Annotated in this window: 14 protein-coding genes; 5 read left to right on the top strand and 9 right to left on the bottom strand. The window is 36.4% G+C overall.

The features are described from left to right. The first annotated feature begins 99 nt into the window (after positions 1–99). The 5 genes from BST86_RS03820 (at position 100) to BST86_RS03805 (ending at position 4,574) form a co-directional block, all read left to right on the top strand. Positions 100–1,308: a DUF4297 family anti-phage-associated protein gene (locus tag BST86_RS03820; protein ID WP_146126702.1), complete on the top strand. Its 1,209-nt coding sequence runs from the start codon at positions 100–102 to the stop codon at positions 1,306–1,308. Next, entirely contained in the window at positions 1,305–2,984 is a 1,680-nt protein-coding gene (locus BST86_RS03815) for an ATP-binding protein (RefSeq protein ID WP_105982107.1), read from the top strand. Before BST86_RS03820 ends, BST86_RS03815 begins: the two co-directional genes overlap by 4 nt. Positions 2,985–2,990: 6 nt before the next feature. Next, the gene (locus BST86_RS03810) at positions 2,991–3,542 is read left to right on the top strand and encodes a hypothetical protein (protein ID WP_105982106.1); all 552 of its coding nucleotides are present in this window, start codon (positions 2,991–2,993) and stop codon (positions 3,540–3,542) included. 79 nt (positions 3,543–3,621) lie between these two features. Beyond that, positions 3,622–3,753, top strand: coding sequence for a hypothetical protein (locus tag BST86_RS15070; RefSeq protein WP_262497910.1), 132 nt, complete (start codon positions 3,622–3,624; stop codon positions 3,751–3,753). A gap of 47 nt (positions 3,754–3,800) precedes the next feature. Beyond that, positions 3,801–4,574: a hypothetical protein gene (locus BST86_RS03805; protein WP_105982105.1), complete on the top strand. Its 774-nt coding sequence runs from the start codon at positions 3,801–3,803 to the stop codon at positions 4,572–4,574. 27 nt (positions 4,575–4,601) lie between these two features. Here the strand turns inward: BST86_RS03805 and BST86_RS03800 are convergent, their stop codons facing one another. From BST86_RS03800 to BST86_RS03760, 9 genes are all read right to left on the bottom strand, one after another. Further along, the gene (locus BST86_RS03800) at positions 4,602–5,516 is read right to left on the bottom strand and encodes a phospholipase D family protein (protein WP_105982104.1); all 915 of its coding nucleotides are present in this window, start codon (positions 5,514–5,516) and stop codon (positions 4,602–4,604) included. 14 nt (positions 5,517–5,530) lie between these two features. Next, entirely contained in the window at positions 5,531–6,721 is a 1,191-nt protein-coding gene (locus BST86_RS03795; RefSeq protein WP_105982103.1) for a PDDEXK-like family protein, read from the bottom strand. A 54-nt stretch (positions 6,722–6,775) separates the two neighbouring features. Further along, the gene (locus BST86_RS03790; RefSeq protein WP_105982102.1) at positions 6,776–8,746 is read right to left on the bottom strand and encodes a KAP family P-loop NTPase fold protein; all 1,971 of its coding nucleotides are present in this window, start codon (positions 8,744–8,746) and stop codon (positions 6,776–6,778) included. Next, a complete protein-coding gene (locus BST86_RS03785) occupies positions 8,743–9,045 on the bottom strand; it encodes a hypothetical protein (RefSeq protein WP_105982101.1) in 303 nt (100 codons plus the stop codon). Before BST86_RS03785 ends, BST86_RS03790 begins: the two co-directional genes overlap by 4 nt. A 490-nt stretch (positions 9,046–9,535) precedes the next feature. After that, positions 9,536–10,951 carry a glycoside hydrolase family 30 protein gene (locus BST86_RS03780; protein WP_105982100.1) on the bottom strand — a complete coding sequence of 472 codons (1,416 nt, stop codon included), beginning with the start codon at positions 10,949–10,951 and terminating at the stop codon, positions 9,536–9,538. Between the two features lie 123 nt (positions 10,952–11,074). After that, positions 11,075–12,349 carry an RICIN domain-containing protein gene (locus BST86_RS03775; RefSeq protein ID WP_105982099.1) on the bottom strand — a complete coding sequence of 425 codons (1,275 nt, stop codon included), beginning with the start codon at positions 12,347–12,349 and terminating at the stop codon, positions 11,075–11,077. Between the two features lie 12 nt (positions 12,350–12,361). Further along, a complete protein-coding gene (locus BST86_RS03770) occupies positions 12,362–14,683 on the bottom strand; it encodes a glycoside hydrolase family 3 N-terminal domain-containing protein (protein WP_105982098.1) in 2,322 nt (773 codons plus the stop codon). A gap of 17 nt (positions 14,684–14,700) precedes the next feature. After that, positions 14,701–15,798, bottom strand: coding sequence for a SusE domain-containing protein (locus tag BST86_RS03765; RefSeq protein ID WP_105982097.1), 1,098 nt, complete (start codon positions 15,796–15,798; stop codon positions 14,701–14,703). A gap of 33 nt (positions 15,799–15,831) precedes the next feature. Continuing rightward, complete coding sequence (locus tag BST86_RS03760; RefSeq protein WP_105982096.1) at positions 15,832–17,304, bottom strand: glycoside hydrolase family 30 protein; 1,473 nt, start codon at positions 17,302–17,304, stop codon at positions 15,832–15,834. Positions 17,305–17,315 lie beyond the last annotated feature (11 nt).

The raw sequence follows: 17,315 nt of genomic DNA, 5'->3' as shown, positions 1-17,315 counted from the left end.
ACATGTTCAAAAATAAAAAAGGCTATTCATTGAACTATTCCATTAAAAATTTAAAAAGACAATAGGTTCAAAAATGACTTATAAGTTTAAATAATAGATATGAATAGAAGCGCTGTAGATACGATTAAAGGATATTATTATCAATTTGACCTAACGATTTTAAAACTATTAGAGTCTCAAAGCTCTACAGATACGGTGATTGTTGAAAACGTGGAAGATATTGATTTATTAACTGCCACGGAAACTACAGCTGTGCAATGTAAATACTATGCAAAAACAGAATACAATCATTCCGTCATTGCCCACCCAATAAGGCAGATGCTTAATCATTTTTCTAATCTCAAAATCCAAAAAGAGAAAAATATAAGGTACCATCTTTATGGTCATTACAAGAGTGGTCAAAATAAATTGATACTACCATTAACGTTGGATTACTTAAAAAAGCATTTTTTAACTTTTAAAAAACGAGGGAAAAAAATTGAGTACCATAAGGATTTAGGGTTGAAAGATGTAGATCTTGACGAATTTATTCAACTCCTAAGCATCGATAACAATGCTCAATCTTATGATAGTCAAATAGGCAGTTTAATAAGTCTTTTGCAAAAAGAATTTAATTGCACTAATGATGAGGCCCGGGATTACTATTATAATAATTCACTACGAGTAATAAAGGATAAGTCAGTAGAGCAAGACTCTTTATCAAGAACAATTACGCGCAGACAGTTTATCAAATCAATTAATAAGAAAGAAGACTTATTTAATATCTGGTATGCAGGTTATCTAGGTAGGTCAAAATTTTTAAAGAAAATTAGATCTGAGCATTTTACATTTTTAAATATCTCTCCTTTTGATAGGTTTTTCCTCATTGGAGTCAATCCTTCTATGTATTCAAGAAATGAGTTAAAAGAAATGATTCAGCTTATTTCGAAAAAGTGGAGCAATTTATCAAAAAAAGTAGAAAAACCCTTTTGCCCATATATTTATATATCGGGAATTTCCGAAACAGAAATTACAGAATTGAAAAAAGAATTTTTTAGAGAAGGTTTTGTTTTTAATGATGGACACCCTTTCTTAGGCTCTGACTTTAGTGCTGAAAATATTATGATTCGTCCAGATCACAACAATGATATCCGAATCAAAATCATTAATGAGCTGAATCAACTGGATACCATCCTGTATAGATCTACTGTTACTAAGCAAATTTTTCAATTTTATACAGGTATCCCTTTTTATAATAACGATTCTGAGAATCTCAAGCATATCAAAGTTCAACTACACACCTTAACCGAAATAAAGAAAATTATATGAGTACTTATGAAGAAGAAAACAAATTGAATGCGGAAGTAATCTCCGTCTATCCTGATAAAGTTAGAATCTCAGTTGAGGATTTAGAAAGTTTTAAAATTGCTGGAGAGGCTCTCAAAGTGGGCTCTTATGTTAGAATTTCTGACAACGAGAATTCAGTTTTAATTGCCATAATAGAAAATTTTTCTATAGAAGTTGCAGATACCGGTTCGAGAAAATATATTATCGAAGCAAACCCTTTAGGTGTAATTAGTAATGATGTCTTTACTCGTGGCGGAGACTCAATTGCAATTCCACCCAAAAAAGTTGAGCCAGCAAGGGAAGATGAAATCAAAAAGATATATGAGCAATCTATTACAGCTGAGGATAACTTTACGTTTAGTATGTTATCATCAAATCACAACATAAAAGTGCCTGTAAATGGCAACAAATTTTTTAATAAGCATATTGCAATAGTTGGTTCTACTGGATCTGGAAAATCACATACTCTTACAACTATTCTACAAAAAGCGGTTGCAACTAAATCAGGGGATTTTGCCCTTAACAATACTCACGTAGTCATATTTGATATTCATTCTGAATATAAATCTGCTTTTCCTGATTCTAATTTAATTGATATAAGCAACTTAACATTGCCGTATTGGATGTTAAACAGTGATGAGTTACAAGAGTTATTTTTAGACACTGACGCAAATGATCACAATCAACGTTTTATTTTTAAAGATGCTGTGGTAAGTAATCGTAAAGATAACTTTGTCGGCTCGAAAGATGAAAAAGATAAAATTCACTTTGACTCACCTCTATTCTTTGATATTGAGGAGGTACTTAAATATGCTCAAGCTAAGAACACTGAAATCATTGAAACAGGAGAAACTTACGCTTCTGGTGCAAAAAAAGGACAACCAAAGACAACACAAGGAAGTCTCTACGGCAAATTAACCAATTTCGTAAATAGGCTAGAAAACAAACTGAATGACAAAAGACTGGAATTTCTATTAGGCAAAAAGGCTAGAAAAATAAGTTTTCAAGAAGCTATTTCAAACATTTTAGGTTTCAAAAAGGAGAGCTTATCCAATGTTACAGTAATTGATCTTAGTGGGGTGCCATTTGAAGTATTGAGCATAACAGTTTCTTTAATATCAAGAATACTCTTTGAATACGGATATATTTATAAACGTCTACGTACCAGCAAAAATCCGCAGGAAAAGGTCAATAATGATATTCCAATATTGCTAGTTTATGAAGAGGCACATAAGTATGTTCCAACGAGTGATTTGATAAAATATAGAGCTTCTAAAAATTCAATTGAAAGAATTGCCAAGGAAGGAAGAAAATATGGTGTTTCACTATTACTTGCCAGTCAAAGACCTTCGGAAATTTCAGAAACGATATTTTCCCAATGCAACAACTTTATTGCTATGAGACTTACTAATCCTAATGATCAGAATTATGTCAAAAGGTTATTGCCTGATACTTTAGGAAATTTAATAAATAAGCTACCGACGTTGAGAGCAGGAGAAGGTTTATTAATTGGAGAATCCATTGTGCTACCTTCTATAATTCAAATGGAAAAATGTAAGCTACCACCTTCTTCTAATGATATACCGTATTGGGAATTATGGAAAGAAGAGTGGAAAGATCTTGATTTTGATGCATTAAAAGAAGAGTGGTATAAGTAATAATCTATGAAAAACTTTGAATCCTTTACTAACCATATAGTTTACCTAAATGGTGATTTACCAAAAGGAATGAATGCAGGTCTCTCTGGCTCATTGCCCAATAGAGTTGCAGGAGATAAAGCCGAACAATATATAGTTAGAAAACTTAATACACTGAACTACGAGGCTTATATAACGCCAGGAAGCAAATCGCCAGCAGATATTTTTGCAGTAAAAAGACGACAAGGCTATTGGCATATAATGCTCATTCAAGTGAAATCTTCTAAAAAGGTCTCTTCCATTAAAAAGCTTAACGAAGCTAAGATTGAAGAGCTCAATGATCTTGGAAAATTTGTCAAAGAAAAGCTTAAGAAAGTTGAAATAATGAATGACTATTCCAGTAAGCCTGTTTTAGTGAGTACGGGCTACGCAGCAGTTCATAGTCTAGAGTCAAAAAGCGGCCTTAGAAATCTAATTAAGAATACTGAATTTTATTCTGCATTTAGATCAAATTTTACTAACCTAGATTTTGCGAAAGCGAAAGAAAAAGCAGAAGCTGCTCACAGCTTGAAAGTTTAACCCTATCGTCCAAAGTTTACAATCTACTTAAAACATCCAGTATATATTTGAGCCATTATTAATATTAAAACCCAAAATCATGGCAAAGTCAAGCGGATTAAAAAATGCACCAAGTACAACTGGAAATCCTTCAGGAAAAGGTAGAAGCAACGCAACTCCTAAATCAAGTCCTGCAAAAACAGGTAACTCGGGTTCTAAAGGAAAAAAGTAAATTTTTTAAATGGTCGCAATTTTGAAAAATTGCGACCATCTTTATCTATGACTGAAGAAGATTTAAAGAGACGAAAGTTTGAAAATGGAGTGCCATTTTGGTTCGTACTAATGTGCCTATTAAATTACAACTTCAAATCTTTCAGACGCTTTCTTATTTATTTATTGAATGCTGGTTCTTTAATTGATCTGAGAGAGAGATCTTCAGCTCAGATGACTAACGAAGAAATAGTAGTCTATTTTGAACCTATGTTGGGAAGCCGTGTCCCACGACCTTTAATTAGGGATATCATTGGTGTCCAGTCAAGAACCACCTTTAATAAATACTTTGGAGATTTCATAAAAGAGAACAATTTATCCAAGCGTAACGGGTTCACCTTATTGGAAGCTTATAAACTATTAGAGTTCTGGCAAGGTGAAGGAAAATGGGGAAGATTTAAAGCGGCAAAAAAACAAAAGCTTGCAAATATTCTTCATAATAAAAATTATGAAAGAACAGCCGAGGAATTTAGAGGTGCCGTCGATTTAGATGAATACAAACCTAATCTGCTGAGTCCAAAAACTATTAAAAACTTTATTAGGCATGTTGACCTTACGGATGATGATAAAGTAGAAGCTCTAATAGGTTATGGAGAGTTTAAAAAAAGTTCGTTATGGGCTTTTGGAATTTTAATGTTTTATCATTCATTAAATGAAAAAGGAATTAGGATGTATAATCCAAGAGATGTCAGAGAGCCCATGATTTTCCAAAAAAACAAACAGTCTGGGCCAATGGAATGGTCAGAAGCACTAGCAGAGATATTAGGGCACACTGAAAAATAAATCTCAAAAAGGATTTATTTGCGTCATTCAATTCCATGTATCTTCATTCTGAAAGCAAGAATTTAGTATTGGGAAGCGCATTGATGTTTTCTTATAAGATCTATTACCTGTTTGATGACAAAACCCTTCACCATAGTCCATATTTTTCCATTCTAGCCATTCATAGTATGCATTTTTTGATAGCGGCTGCGATGGATTAAACGCAATCTGTTCTCCGGTCCTTATACAGTAACCCTGAGAAGGATTTTCATAGATAGACTCTTTTTGTTTTTCAAACTCAATCTCTGCTCGCTTTTCAGATCGAGATTTAAGTACTGGAACCAGGTCTTTTTCATCGAGACTGATAATATCAATGTCCTGATAAACTATTCTTTCATAATTAGGACTGTTATGGTTGAAAGAATCAAACAGATCCAGTAAAACCTCTGATTTAGTGTAGTTTCTACTCAACCCGAAAAGAGCTGTTTTAAAAACTGGTCGTTTAATAAATATGCAATGTGCAGATTCTTCAAGAATTTTGTAATGATTATCTAGGTGTACCTCATACACTTTTTCGGCTAATTTAGTTCTACTGAATCCCACACCATATTCAACATTATTCTCCGCAGAATAATCATAAAGATTCATAGAGGTCACTATGCCATTGCTCTCGTTTGAATAACTTTTTGCGTGCAGTCTAGGCTCATATATGATTGAAACGTTAGGAAACGTTTTGAAATATTCTAAGTCCTCACTTCTAACGCTTCGATAAAAATCATTTTCATTTTTACCAAACATGACCTGAAGGTAAATAGATGGGTCATTCTTCACTAAATCAAACCGCTCCTTATAATGATCATCAAGCTTTATATAAGGAGAAGTGATGTAAATAAACTTCTTTGCGTCGGTAATAATGTTGTCTATGGCGTCGTTAAGTGCGTCACCAGTTAAAAATGTACTCATTTATAAACTTTGTTTCAAATTACTTTCCTATCAAAATCTTCTTGATAGATATCTACAAAATCTTTGGCTTGTTGCGCAACAGATTCAACTAGACTAGAAAAATATTTCTTATCGCTAATTAAGTCCTGAAGTATATTAATGCTTGATAAGTTAAGGGGATTTCCTTTAGATGTAACAATTGTTCTTGCCGCCTGCCAGCCATAATTGAATCTGACATCTCCATCTTGCAGTAAATCTATCTGAGCTGCTTTATCGATAACACCCACAAATAAACGACCGTGATTGTGTCCCAAACCTGAAAACGATTCAATACCGAATATAATATTTCGACCAGCGTATTGCCCATCAATCCATAATTGTGAATGGGTAGCGGTTATGTCATTACCTTCACGAATATTGAAACGCGAATCCAGTATAGATTTCAACCTCTTATGAATTGCTTCTTTGAATTCTTTGCGAATGGATTCAACTGTTTTCTCATAGTGAGAATGAATAAATTTTGCCTCCTCAAGATGATTGCCAATGATATTCTTAAGTTGAATTTCTAGCGTGTCTTCCATTGTATTAGTAAGCCTTTTAATCAGAATATAATATTGTCGTATTGAGGTTTCAATTATAGAACCAGATGGCACCACTTGTAAGCATCTTTCTAACCAGCTAATGATATGGTTTCTGTATGACATAACGGAATATTCATCATTAGTCAGGCTATGTAAACTATCCTTTGATGGTTGATTGCCAAATAAGGTCAAATAATAAAGCCTACATGATCCCTGGTTATATTGACTATACCTATACATTTGACTAGGTTGATCACCCGCATATATTTTATTCTCTATTGCAATGCTTTGTCCATCACTTAGTGAAATCAAAATATCAATAAAGCCACCTCTCAGATAATCTTCTGAGATTTTACCTAGATGAAATTCTGTTTGAACCCTAGCAACATTTAAATTCTGCAGTTTATGATCATACCCTATTTCCTTTAAGAACAATTTTAAAAAAGCGTCACCTTGATAGTGATTTTCTTTAGGATCTAGCAAAGCCCTAATCATGCTAGAGTGCGTTTTAGTTTCATTAAATTCCATCGAGAGAACTGAAAATAAATTAAAATCCTCACCTCTTTCTCTAGTTTCAATCTGATGCTCCTGTACTATCTCTCGTGTTGACTTCAAGAGATCATTGGCTTCATTTATATCTATCATAATTTTCAATGTCAGTTGATGATGATTCCGCTTTCGCGAAAGCGTAATTATATCCTAGAATTTGTTTTTAAACTCGTTGTTGAGATGATAATTGAGCTGCTGCATTTTCTTGGCAACCTTCTGTAATTTAAGAATGCCTTCCGCTATCTCTTGTAAGATTAAAGGATCACTGAACTGCGATTGATTTTTATGGGTGCTGTAAATATACAGACCCATTGTACGATGATTATTGGCAATTCCCATATCTGCATCAATTGCGGCATCGGTAAGATGCGTATCGGTCTTGATGGAACTGTAATTCGAGTAAATATCCTCCAATAGCTGAGTTTTACCCATCTGTTCGGCAAATTCTTCAAGTGATCTATACTCATTTAAACCTACATGTTCCCAGGCAAAAATCATTAGTTCCAATTGATTGTCCCTGATGTGACTGCGCATATCAATCGTCTGATGGCCATCTATTGTAAAAAGAATGCGTGCCGTTGTTTGCACTCTCTTACCATGTATTTTGTAATTGCCCTTCAGCTCTGGTTTAGTATCATAATAATCAAATATTCTTTGTCGCAAGTGCTTTAGAAAACTACTGTGATGAACTTCTACTGGAGGCTGCTCTACATCTGTCTCGACACTAGTTACAGACGACAGCTTAATGACCGATTGTATTACTTTGCCTACGCTCTCCTCATTCCCAGTGCTATCTTGTATGATGGTCTTGACCCGATTAAGAATCTGCGATATACTCAAAGCCTTCTTTTGCAAGTAGCTATCTCGTTGACAAAACTGGTATAGCACTTGCTCCCAGGTTTCATCAAATTCATCTAGTTGCTCAATTTTTTCAACTACCTCGTTTGACAAGGGCTTCAGATTAAGTTTATGAGCCGTTTTGTTATTCCAATTTGGAAAATCAGGATGTGCGGCAAGTATCCCATAAACAGGTGGATAAGATATCTGAAGACTCACAAGTGCAAAATTCACAAAAAGAGAAAGGTCATCTCCTCGATGATTATTATTGCTACTCTCTAAATCTGTAACGTCCGTAGCTCTTTTTGCGATATTGATGCAGGCTATTAACGACAAGGAATTGACCAATCTCTTGAGTGACCTTGGATTGGTACCTACGCTATGTTTAGCGATCTCTACGAGCACATCGATTCGATCTGGGAAATCCTCAAGTTGACTAGGCTCGTAATAATTAATTTTGACCAGACTCTCTTTCAAAAAATCGTCTATTCCGTATGAGGCGACAGGCATAGAGAACGGCACTTGAATGATCTTGTCAAAAAATGATCTGAACTCGCGCTCATTGGCATCAGTCTTAGGTCCAAACTTTGGCTCTAGTCCCTTTACAACGACATCATAATCGATGGCCAAAATGAATATGCAATTCTTGAGATTGAAGATGTTTTTAAGCAGCTCCAATAGATTCACCGCCACCGGTGGATCGATTCTATCAAGATCATCGATGAAAAATATGAAACCACGATATGTACTATTAGCCACATGATTGTTAATGATTTCTTGCAAATCATTTTTCAACGTACCTATACCAGATTGATTTTCTTGACCCGCCATCATTTCATCCATGAAATCTCCAGCACCATCGACGAGTTTGTTACCAATGGTTTTAGTAGCAACTCTGCTCGCTTTACTCATGACGTTCCAGAGAGACTTGCTTATTTTTTGCATCTGGGAACTGTCCACATGCGCAATAACAGAAACTTCTCTTACAAGCGCTGCTAAGATTGCAAATAGCGTACTCTCTGCATCTTTCATCAATGAATGCTCCCATGTATTGAGCCATACCGATTGAAAGTCGCTATTGTCCTGCGAGCACAGCTGATAGTTTAAGCTATTCATTAAACTGGTCTTTCCACTACCCCATTCACCCTGTAAGGCAATTGTGATAGGAGTTTCAGTATTTTCAATAAAACGAATTAGTCCATTCTCAAAAGTTTCAATGCCAAATTGGTCTGCTTGATCGTTTTGACTTTCTCTAGGTATGTCTGTTACACTTGTGGTTTTCATGGCTTGGAATAGTTTCGACTTAATTTCTTGGCGTTTGCATCATAGGTCTCAACATAATTTCCATCCTGGATGGAGAAGGTATTTCCCGATACACCTATAAAACCATCTATTTTCTTGTAGAACCGTTTGAGCTTTTTGATCTCTTCGTCATAGATTTCAATATAATTGCCATCTTGCGCAATAATTATCTCACTGGAGTTTCCTAGAAGATCTTTCTTAAAATAGGATCTTTTTATTCTTTTACCTTTTTCGTCATAGACCTCCAGGTAATTACCTTCTTTCTTTACTCGTGCAATCATATATTTTTGGCTGTTGGTTGAAATTTAAAGCCCCAAATGAAGTGACTCTGTAAGGAATCAATTCGTTTGGGGTTGATGAAGATAACGGATTATGTTTTTATTAAGCGGTAAAGTCCTACAAAAGCGAGATAAAAATTCTCAAGTGTACTGATTATCGTAGATTAAATATGTAAGTTAATAAACCTATCTTTTTATGACTAAACAAGTGTAAATTTTAAAATCAAGTACACCTATCCTCAACCCAATCGACTTGCAAAACAGTCATATCAACGCATTGAACATTTTGCATCGGCAAATAAACAGATGGAACGTGTAGAATAAAGCTTCTCTACGACAACTTCCTCCAGTCCGTATTGGTAATCATTTTGAAAATTGATGGAGATGTATTACTAATGCATTTTGCTTTTGCAAGTTTCGCTTTCGCGAAAGCGAATTCTATTATCACAGTTTTTTATGAAAAAAAACTTTGCTCGATATGAACTGTATTTTCTCAATGCCACAATAAAGTAACGGCTGAACGACCTGGTAAGTCATAACTGACCGTTTTTCCTTCCCAATTAATCTGAATTGGTTTCAAAGTATCTGATTTGTTGTAGGCCAAAATAATGATTTTTCCATCTAGGTTTTTGAGTGCCACATTAACGATGGTATCATTTTGAGTTGATGCTATTCTATACGCTCCTGGATTTATGAATTTAGAAAGCTGACTTATGACGTAATAAGATACATTTTTAGTAAAGTCAGTTTCATTTTCTATGGTTACGGCTCCTAGACATTGATCGCAACCGCCAGTTGTATGTGGTCCATAAGCGGCATCTGTAGCAAGGTTCCACTCAATTACAGCCTTAGAATGATTTCTTAGAGAACCCACGACGACATTTTCCAAATGCCATCCAAAATCTTGATCAAAATTACTGTTTGAACTTGTGTATTGTTCTGTAAAATATACATTTTTACCCGTTTGATCATATACGGTACCCATTGCTGAAATATCACCAGCATAGAGATGAAAAGCTGCACCATCCACATATTGAGAATTATTCAACACATCAATAGGATATGCTGTATTATCGCAATTATGATCAAAGGCTATAATTTTTGGAGAATATTCTGAATTTGCTAGAGTTGGTCCTAAATGATCGTTGATAAACTTTATTTGCTCTGCAGAGCTCATAAGCATACTAGGTTCATTACCTGGGTGTTCTGGTTCGTTTTGAGGTGTTATGGCCCATATTTTTATACTTTCCTTGTCCATTGCTTGGAGATACTTTAAAAAATAGTTTGCATATGCCTGATAATGGCTAGGTTTCAAACTACCTCCTATCCATGTGTTGTTGCTTTTCATCCATGTAGGTGGTGTCCATGGTGTCGCCATTATTTTGATATCTGGATTGATTTGTAGGATTTCCTTCAGCAATGGAAGTACATAAATAGAATCGGGACCTTGCAAGCTGAATTCGCTCATATCAAAATCACCATCGGTTTCATTGTAAGAGTAAACGGAATTACTCAAGTCTGAAGCACCAATACTAATCCTCAAAATGGAAATTGCGTTACCATCCTTCTGATCAAATAAATCTTTGAGCAAACTTTCCTTGATTGCTGGTTTTAAACTATTTAAAACTTGAGCGCTGCCTTGTGTTAAGGCAAAACCTAAGCCGTCAATTGTTTGAAAAGTTTTAGAATCATCAACATTGATGACATATTGCCCAGTAATTGCTCCAGGTTTGAATGATACCGATTCTTGTTCCTGTAATAGGGCGCTTTGATCACCTGTAGTAAGCCATACAGTAGCTGTTTGAGCAGTAGAAACTTTAAATATTACAATAAGGGAAACACATAAAATTAATGCAGCTTCAATCTTAATTCTGGTTCCGTTAACTAAGTTGGTAAAAATGGAAGTCATGTCTTCGTAATTTATGCGTTTTGTGAGAATGATTTACTCTGGTATTTAAAACAAAGCCAGTCCTATCACAACAATTAAGGACTGGCATCATTTAGAAAAAATAAATTTAAAAGGCTAATTGATTTATTCTACAACAATTTTTGTCACTTGAACAGATTCATCGCTATTCAAAATACGAACTAGAAAAAGTCCTGTCTTTAGATTACTTACATCCAACACGGTATTTTGAGAAATACTTGAAGAATCAAAACTGTTCGTCATTCTACCTTGAAGATCAAAAATCTGCACCTTGGGGCTGTTCAATGTTTTATTAAAATTGATATTCAATCCAGTTTCAAGGTTATAGAACACAGATGCCGTTGTCACTTTTATTTCTGGAGTATTCAAAGTAGATGGTTCTACTGTTTTAAACTGTTGATTGACATTATCTGAAGCACTGTCAAACGTTTGAATTTGACCACCAGCTACACCATTTTCTACATCCCAAGCACGAATAGGACTGTTTACCGAACCAAAACCACAGCTCGTGTGAGCCACTTGAAAGTTGTACGCACCTGCTGCATCTGACTGCACAAGTTTGAAATCGATATTGTTATCACTCGCGCTAAAAGAAGCACGCACATCTCCAAATTGACCACACCAATTGTCTTTCATTCCCAGATAATTACCAGTTGCAACGTTTTGAATTTGATATTCATCATTACCTTGATGAGTAAAAGTCCATATTTGTGCATCGTCTGATGCGTCTGGATCAGTCATGAATGCATCAAAATCTGGAGAATTAGGAGCTGTGACCGTTTGATTAAGATTCTCGTTAAGGATAGCATAGTTACCATTAGGAATGATCTGGCCTGATGGTCCTAATTTGCTAGGGTCTATGATAAAAAATTGCTGATTGGCATTAGTTGGATCATTATCAAAAGTCTGCAATTGACCTCCAGCGGCTCCACTTTCAATATCAAATGCACGTACTGGAGAATTAGTGGAACCGAACCCGCAATCTGTAAAAGCGACGGTAAAAAGATAACTGCCTGGCAATTGACCAGGTATCAATTTAAAATTGATGTTTGTATCGGTGCTGGCAAATTTTGCCTGAACATCTCCAAATTGTCCACACCAGTTGTCTTTTATCCCTAAATAATTTCCGGTTCCTACATTTTGTATTTGATAAACATCATCACCTTGATGTGTGAAGACCCATTGCTGAATGGGATCAGTATCGCTGGGAGACGTCATTTGTGCGTCAAAATCAGGTTGATTAGGTGCTGTTACAGCCTCGTTATTTACAGATGAAAAGATCGCGTATGTACCATCTTCTATCACCTGGGAAAAACCAGAGGCATAGACACCAAATAGTAATGATGCCATTATTAATTTTAATGAAGTAATTTTTTTCATGATGTTTAATTTTTAGTTTGTTATTATTTCCGTTTTTGATAGGTTAATTGTTTTACTTTGATCACTAATGAGAATTTCAAAGTCACCTTGTTCCACAGTCCATTTTAAATTCTGGTTGACAAATGCTAAATCCTCAGCTTTAAGGATGAACTCTACTCTTTGCGATTCTCCAGGTTTGATTTCCACTTTCTTGAATCGCTTCAATCGTTTTGTGTCTGGAGTTATAGATGCATATAAATCTGACGTGTAGAGCTGTACTACTTCTTTTCCAACTCTATTTCCAGTATTGGTCACTTTGATAGATACCTTGATCTCATCATTAAGGTCATAATCATTTTTGTCAGTTCTTAAATCTGAGTATTCAAACGTGGTGTAACTTAGGCCGTAACCGAATGGATATTGAATCGCAAAATCAGATTCATAATCATAGACTCCGTCCATCTTGTTTTGGCTTTCTGATGGTTTATAGTTATAGTTTACCAAACTGTTACTGTACAATGGATACGTATATGGCAACTTGCCAGAAAAGTTTGCCTCACCATACAATAGCGTAGCCAAAGCATCTGCTCCATAGTTTCCTGGTAAATAGGTTTGAATGATAGCAGACATGTGTGGCTCAATCTCACCTATAAGTCTAGGACGTCCTTCATTAAGGACAAGAACCATTGGTTTGCCTGTTTTAGCGAGCGCCTTAGCCAGATCTATTTGATTCTGTGAAATTTCAAGATCATGTAAGTCTCCTGGTTTCTCTGTATAAGAATTCTCTCCTAGGCACAAAATAATGACATCAACAGTTTGTGATGCCTTAACTGCTGCATTTATATCAATGTCTTTTTCTTCCCAGTATTTGCCCTCATGGTCATAAGAGACACCTTCCTTATGTATTACATTATCAGCTCCCAGTTGATTGGTAATCGCCTCTAAAATCGTATTGTAACCTTGTGCAAACTCTTCTACCTTTTCACCTTGCCAGGAGTAGCTCCAGCCACCATTGAGTGTGCGCATCGAGTTACTGTTTGGTCCCGCAACTAAAACTTTTTTACTTTTTGATAGTGGTAATATTGCGTTTTCGTTTTTCAGTAACGTGATGGATTCCAGTGAAGCCTGAAAGGCCTTTTCTTGAAATTCTGTGCTGGCAAACTTGGGGTATTCCGCTTTCGCGAAAAGCGATACGTCAAACAATCCTAACTTATTTTTGAGCTTAAGAATACGTTCTACAGCATCATCAATGCGGCTCATCTCTACCTTTCCCTCATTCACCAGTTCTACAAGATGCTTGCAAAAATCAAAATTGTAAGGGATCATGGACATATCTACACCAGCATTTACTGACATCATAACAGCTTCTTTCATTGTAGCCGCAACTTTATCCCTTTCATGAAGGTTCTCAATATCCTTCCAGTCAGTAACGACTAGTCCCTTGAAATTGAGACGTTCTTTCAACAAATCAGTAATTAATTCCTTATTGGCATGAACCGGTACACCGTTGATAATTCCAGAATTGATCATTATGGAGGATGCTCCAGCATCAATGGCCTTTTGGAATGGTGGAATGTGTAGTTCTTCCAACTGTATATTAGATATGATCGCTGGAGTGCGGTCTTTTCCATTTGTAGGCACTGAATAGCCTAAAAAGTGTTTCAAGCAGGAAGACACGTGAAATTGGTCAATTGCTGTGGATGAGTTGTTTCCTTCATAACCCATTACCATTTGCTCACCAAAAACCGAAGCCAGGTAAGGGTCTTCTCCAAAACTCTCCCAAATTCTAGGGAATCTAGGGTCACGGCCTAGATCAAGTACTGGAGAGAAGTTCCAAGGAATCCCAGAAGCTCTGGTTTCATAAGCGGTAATTTCCGCCGCGGTTTTTGCAATTTCTGGATTCCATGTAGCCGCAAGTCCTATCTGTTGTGGAAAAAAAGTAGCTCCTGCTGTATACGTAGTGCCGTGGATGGCATCGATACCATAAAGTATCGGTATTTTAAGGCGTGTATCTTCTTTAGCTACTTGTTGAAGCTGACCTATTACCTCGTGCCACTTATCTCTAGTTCTTGCTCTATTATTTGCTGTATTGAGAACAGAACCTATCTTGTAATCAACTATTGCCTTTTTTACTAGCGCGGGATCCAATGCCAGCGGTTCATCGCTTTCCATCTCATTTTTTCCCTTTGTGATAACATCTAGGGTAATTTGCGCCATTTGACCTACTTTTTCCTCTATGGTCATTTTCTCTATCAAGGATCGAATTTCAGCATTTGAATAGGTGACCGTCTGTGATTTTGAGAAATTGCAGACCAGAGCAATGAGTATGAATATGTATAGCTTACAGTGTGACATGAGTACGCTGGATAATTTTAATTGTTAATGGAATAAACCGGCTGCTGGCCTGAAAGATTGAGCGTGACCGTAGCTTGTCCTAATTGGGATAATGGGATATCGTCGACTGTAATTCCTTGGTTATTAGCAATGTCTTCGGCTAATACTTCATTGCTACCTACAAGCTTTTTGATTACAAAGCCCCAATCTTGATTAGCTCTAAAAATGAAACGGTCGTTAGGGTCGCCAGCGTCAGCATCAATAAATTCATAGGTTAAGGCCCATGTTCCATTTCCCTGATAGGTCATAGGAACATCGCCGCCCCAACCATTAGTGATCACATTTCCAACTATACTCCAAGTGATAGGTTGCAACTCATAGGTACTGTTTACAAAGTCTACTCTAATCCTGTACGTAGTGGTTCGTTCTGGCGATATAGGGTCACCACCAGCACTTATAGTTCCATTGCTACCACCAAAGACTAACGATCTATTTTGAAAGCCGTAAAAGCTAAATGTTCCAGAAGAGTTCAATGAAGTATAGCCCTCGTACTTATTAATAGGATCTCCATTAGCATTAAAAAGACGACGTAGAAGAATCCCATTTTCAGGATTGTCACCTACCTCAGTTGCTGTTCCTGCTATGTACAGTTTTTCTGGTGTTTCTGGAAAATCAAAACGTGTCATTGAGATCGTTCTTAATGATATCTCACTGTTTTGTTGTGCAGATGCGACAACTGCCCAGGACAGATTTATTGACTCGCCAGAATTCAAACCTGCGTTACTAAGTGCCTCATCTAATCGTTCTTGAGGTATACTAATGTATGTGGCTTTACCGCTTTCCGCGGAAGCGGAACTATATAAAGGATCAGATAAATCTGCTCCATCTTCTACCAGAAGAAATTCATAGGTTACAAGAAACCCAGAATCTGTGGTTGCGGAATTCCATGAGAATTCAACATTTGACTGCGCTTGTTCTAAATTCAATGCAATTGATGCATTCTCTGAAGGATAAGACAATTCAGCAGCACTAATAGTGAAAGCCTTAAGTTCGTCTAGGTTGTCCTCCTCATCTTCACAAGAAGACAATACCATCGTTGACAAAAAAATCAGTGTTAGGTACTTGAATATTTTCATGACTTATTATTTAAATTAATTTGAATCTGATCACTAATCCCATGTAAATGTGGTGAGGCTGCCGTTGGGAACTGCATAATTAAAACGCTGCCCATTCATTTCTATATCTACTCTAATGTCCTGACCACTCAATCCAGAATCATTATATAAAACCAGTACTTTAGAGCCATCAGGATTTTTGAATGCGACATTGAGTAGTTGTCCTTCCACTTGTGTTGAATTGATTACTACTGCTCCAGGTTGAACAAATTTTGAGAAATGACTAAGTATGTAGAATTCTGGATTTTTTCTAATAGCTCCCGAAGAGCTAACCTCGATAACGCCTGTGCAGATATCACAACCACCATTTGTTGGTCCGCTGTTTTCGTCCAAAGCTAGGTTCCATAACAAAATCGCCTTTGCACCTCTGCGCAATGTACCGATGAATACATTTTTCAAAAAGAAGTTAAGTTCTCCTCCAAATGTTGTATTTCCGGTGCGTATGCCAGATTGTTCGGTAAAATATATTTCTGCATCTGGATAGACATCTCTAAAGGCATCAATATCTGATGGTTGACCACCATACGCATGGTAAGCAACAGCATTGGTATACTGTGCCGCTAACGGATTTGATAACACTGTGGTAGGATAATCAGGATCTTCCCCAACAAAGAAATTATGATCGTAGGATATTATTTTTGGAGAGATAGAAGTATTAGCCGCTAATCGAGGTCCCAAGTGCTGACCTATAAAGGTTGCCTGCATTTGAGCACTCATGAACATCGTAGGATAATCATCTGTAGCAAATAAAGGTTCATTTTGTGGTGTAATGGCATCTATTTCAATACCAGCATTTTTATAGCCTTCTAGATACATTTCCCAATAACGGGCATAAACTGAGTAATTTGATGCCAACAGAAAGCCGTTTTCCAAAGAATTATTGCTCTTCATCCAGGCTGGAGCGCTCCATGGAGAGCTCATGAATTTGATCTCGCTATCGATACCTAGTATTTGTTGAGCAACTGGAATGATCGGATTATCGTCTATCATATCCTGTTCTAAGGAAAATAGAGACAGTGTAGGGTCTGGCGCGCCTCCAGTCTCATTGTACGAGTAATTGCCAATCTTAGTAAAATCAGAAGAACCAACGGTTAACCTCAAGTAACTTAAATTCAATTGATCCTGAGCAAACAAGGTGTTCAAAGCCTCCTGATTGTTGTTCAAGAGAAAGGCAGATGAACCAGTCAGTGCAGCACCAAAACCTTCGACCTCTTGTCTGATGTCATTTTCATCAATTGTGATAACTAAATCACTGCGCACTTCAGTGGAGAATTCAAACTTATCGGGTAATTCCTGTACTAAGGAATTTTGATCTGGTGTGGTCAAAAATGCAGTAACCTGACCATTATTGCTAGTGGTATCTATTGTATTTAAAGCAGTGCTATCATCATAATCACAGCTAGTTATGAGCGTGATTACCGTTAAGAATACCACGGTACGTTTTAAAATAATCATTTTCAATGTCATCTTTTGTTTAT

Origin of the sequence: Nonlabens agnitus (genome assembly GCF_002994045.1) — a bacterium.
GTDB classification, from domain to species: Bacteria; Bacteroidota; Bacteroidia; order Flavobacteriales; family Flavobacteriaceae; genus Nonlabens; species Nonlabens agnitus.
The sequence above is the reverse complement of the archived record's forward strand: the minus strand, read 5'-3'. Positions and strand labels throughout refer to the sequence as shown.

Bases quoted from the DNA above. Each gene is read 5' to 3' on its own strand.
- BST86_RS15070 (WP_262497910.1), top strand. From the start codon at position 3,622: ATGGCAAAGTCAAGCGGATTAAAAAATGCACCAAGTACAACTGGAAAT.
- BST86_RS03765 (WP_105982097.1), bottom strand. From the start codon at position 15,798: ATGAAAATATTCAAGTACCTAACACTGATTTTTTTGTCAACGATGGTA.
- BST86_RS03800 (WP_105982104.1), bottom strand. From the start codon at position 5,516: ATGAGTACATTTTTAACTGGTGACGCACTTAACGACGCCATAGACAAC.
- BST86_RS03805 (WP_105982105.1), top strand. From the start codon at position 3,801: ATGACTGAAGAAGATTTAAAGAGACGAAAGTTTGAAAATGGAGTGCCA.
- BST86_RS03815 (WP_105982107.1), top strand. From the start codon at position 1,305: ATGAGTACTTATGAAGAAGAAAACAAATTGAATGCGGAAGTAATCTCC.
- BST86_RS03790 (WP_105982102.1), bottom strand. From the start codon at position 8,746: ATGAAAACCACAAGTGTAACAGACATACCTAGAGAAAGTCAAAACGAT.
- BST86_RS03820 (WP_146126702.1), top strand. From the start codon at position 100: ATGAATAGAAGCGCTGTAGATACGATTAAAGGATATTATTATCAATTT.
- BST86_RS03770 (WP_105982098.1), bottom strand. From the start codon at position 14,683: ATGTCACACTGTAAGCTATACATATTCATACTCATTGCTCTGGTCTGC.
- BST86_RS03810 (WP_105982106.1), top strand. From the start codon at position 2,991: ATGAAAAACTTTGAATCCTTTACTAACCATATAGTTTACCTAAATGGT.
- BST86_RS03780 (WP_105982100.1), bottom strand. From the start codon at position 10,951: ATGACTTCCATTTTTACCAACTTAGTTAACGGAACCAGAATTAAGATT.
- BST86_RS03775 (WP_105982099.1), bottom strand. From the start codon at position 12,349: ATGAAAAAAATTACTTCATTAAAATTAATAATGGCATCATTACTATTT.
- BST86_RS03795 (WP_105982103.1), bottom strand. From the start codon at position 6,721: ATGATAGATATAAATGAAGCCAATGATCTCTTGAAGTCAACACGAGAG.
- BST86_RS03785 (WP_105982101.1), bottom strand. From the start codon at position 9,045: ATGATTGCACGAGTAAAGAAAGAAGGTAATTACCTGGAGGTCTATGAC.
- BST86_RS03760 (WP_105982096.1), bottom strand. From the start codon at position 17,304: ATGACATTGAAAATGATTATTTTAAAACGTACCGTGGTATTCTTAACG.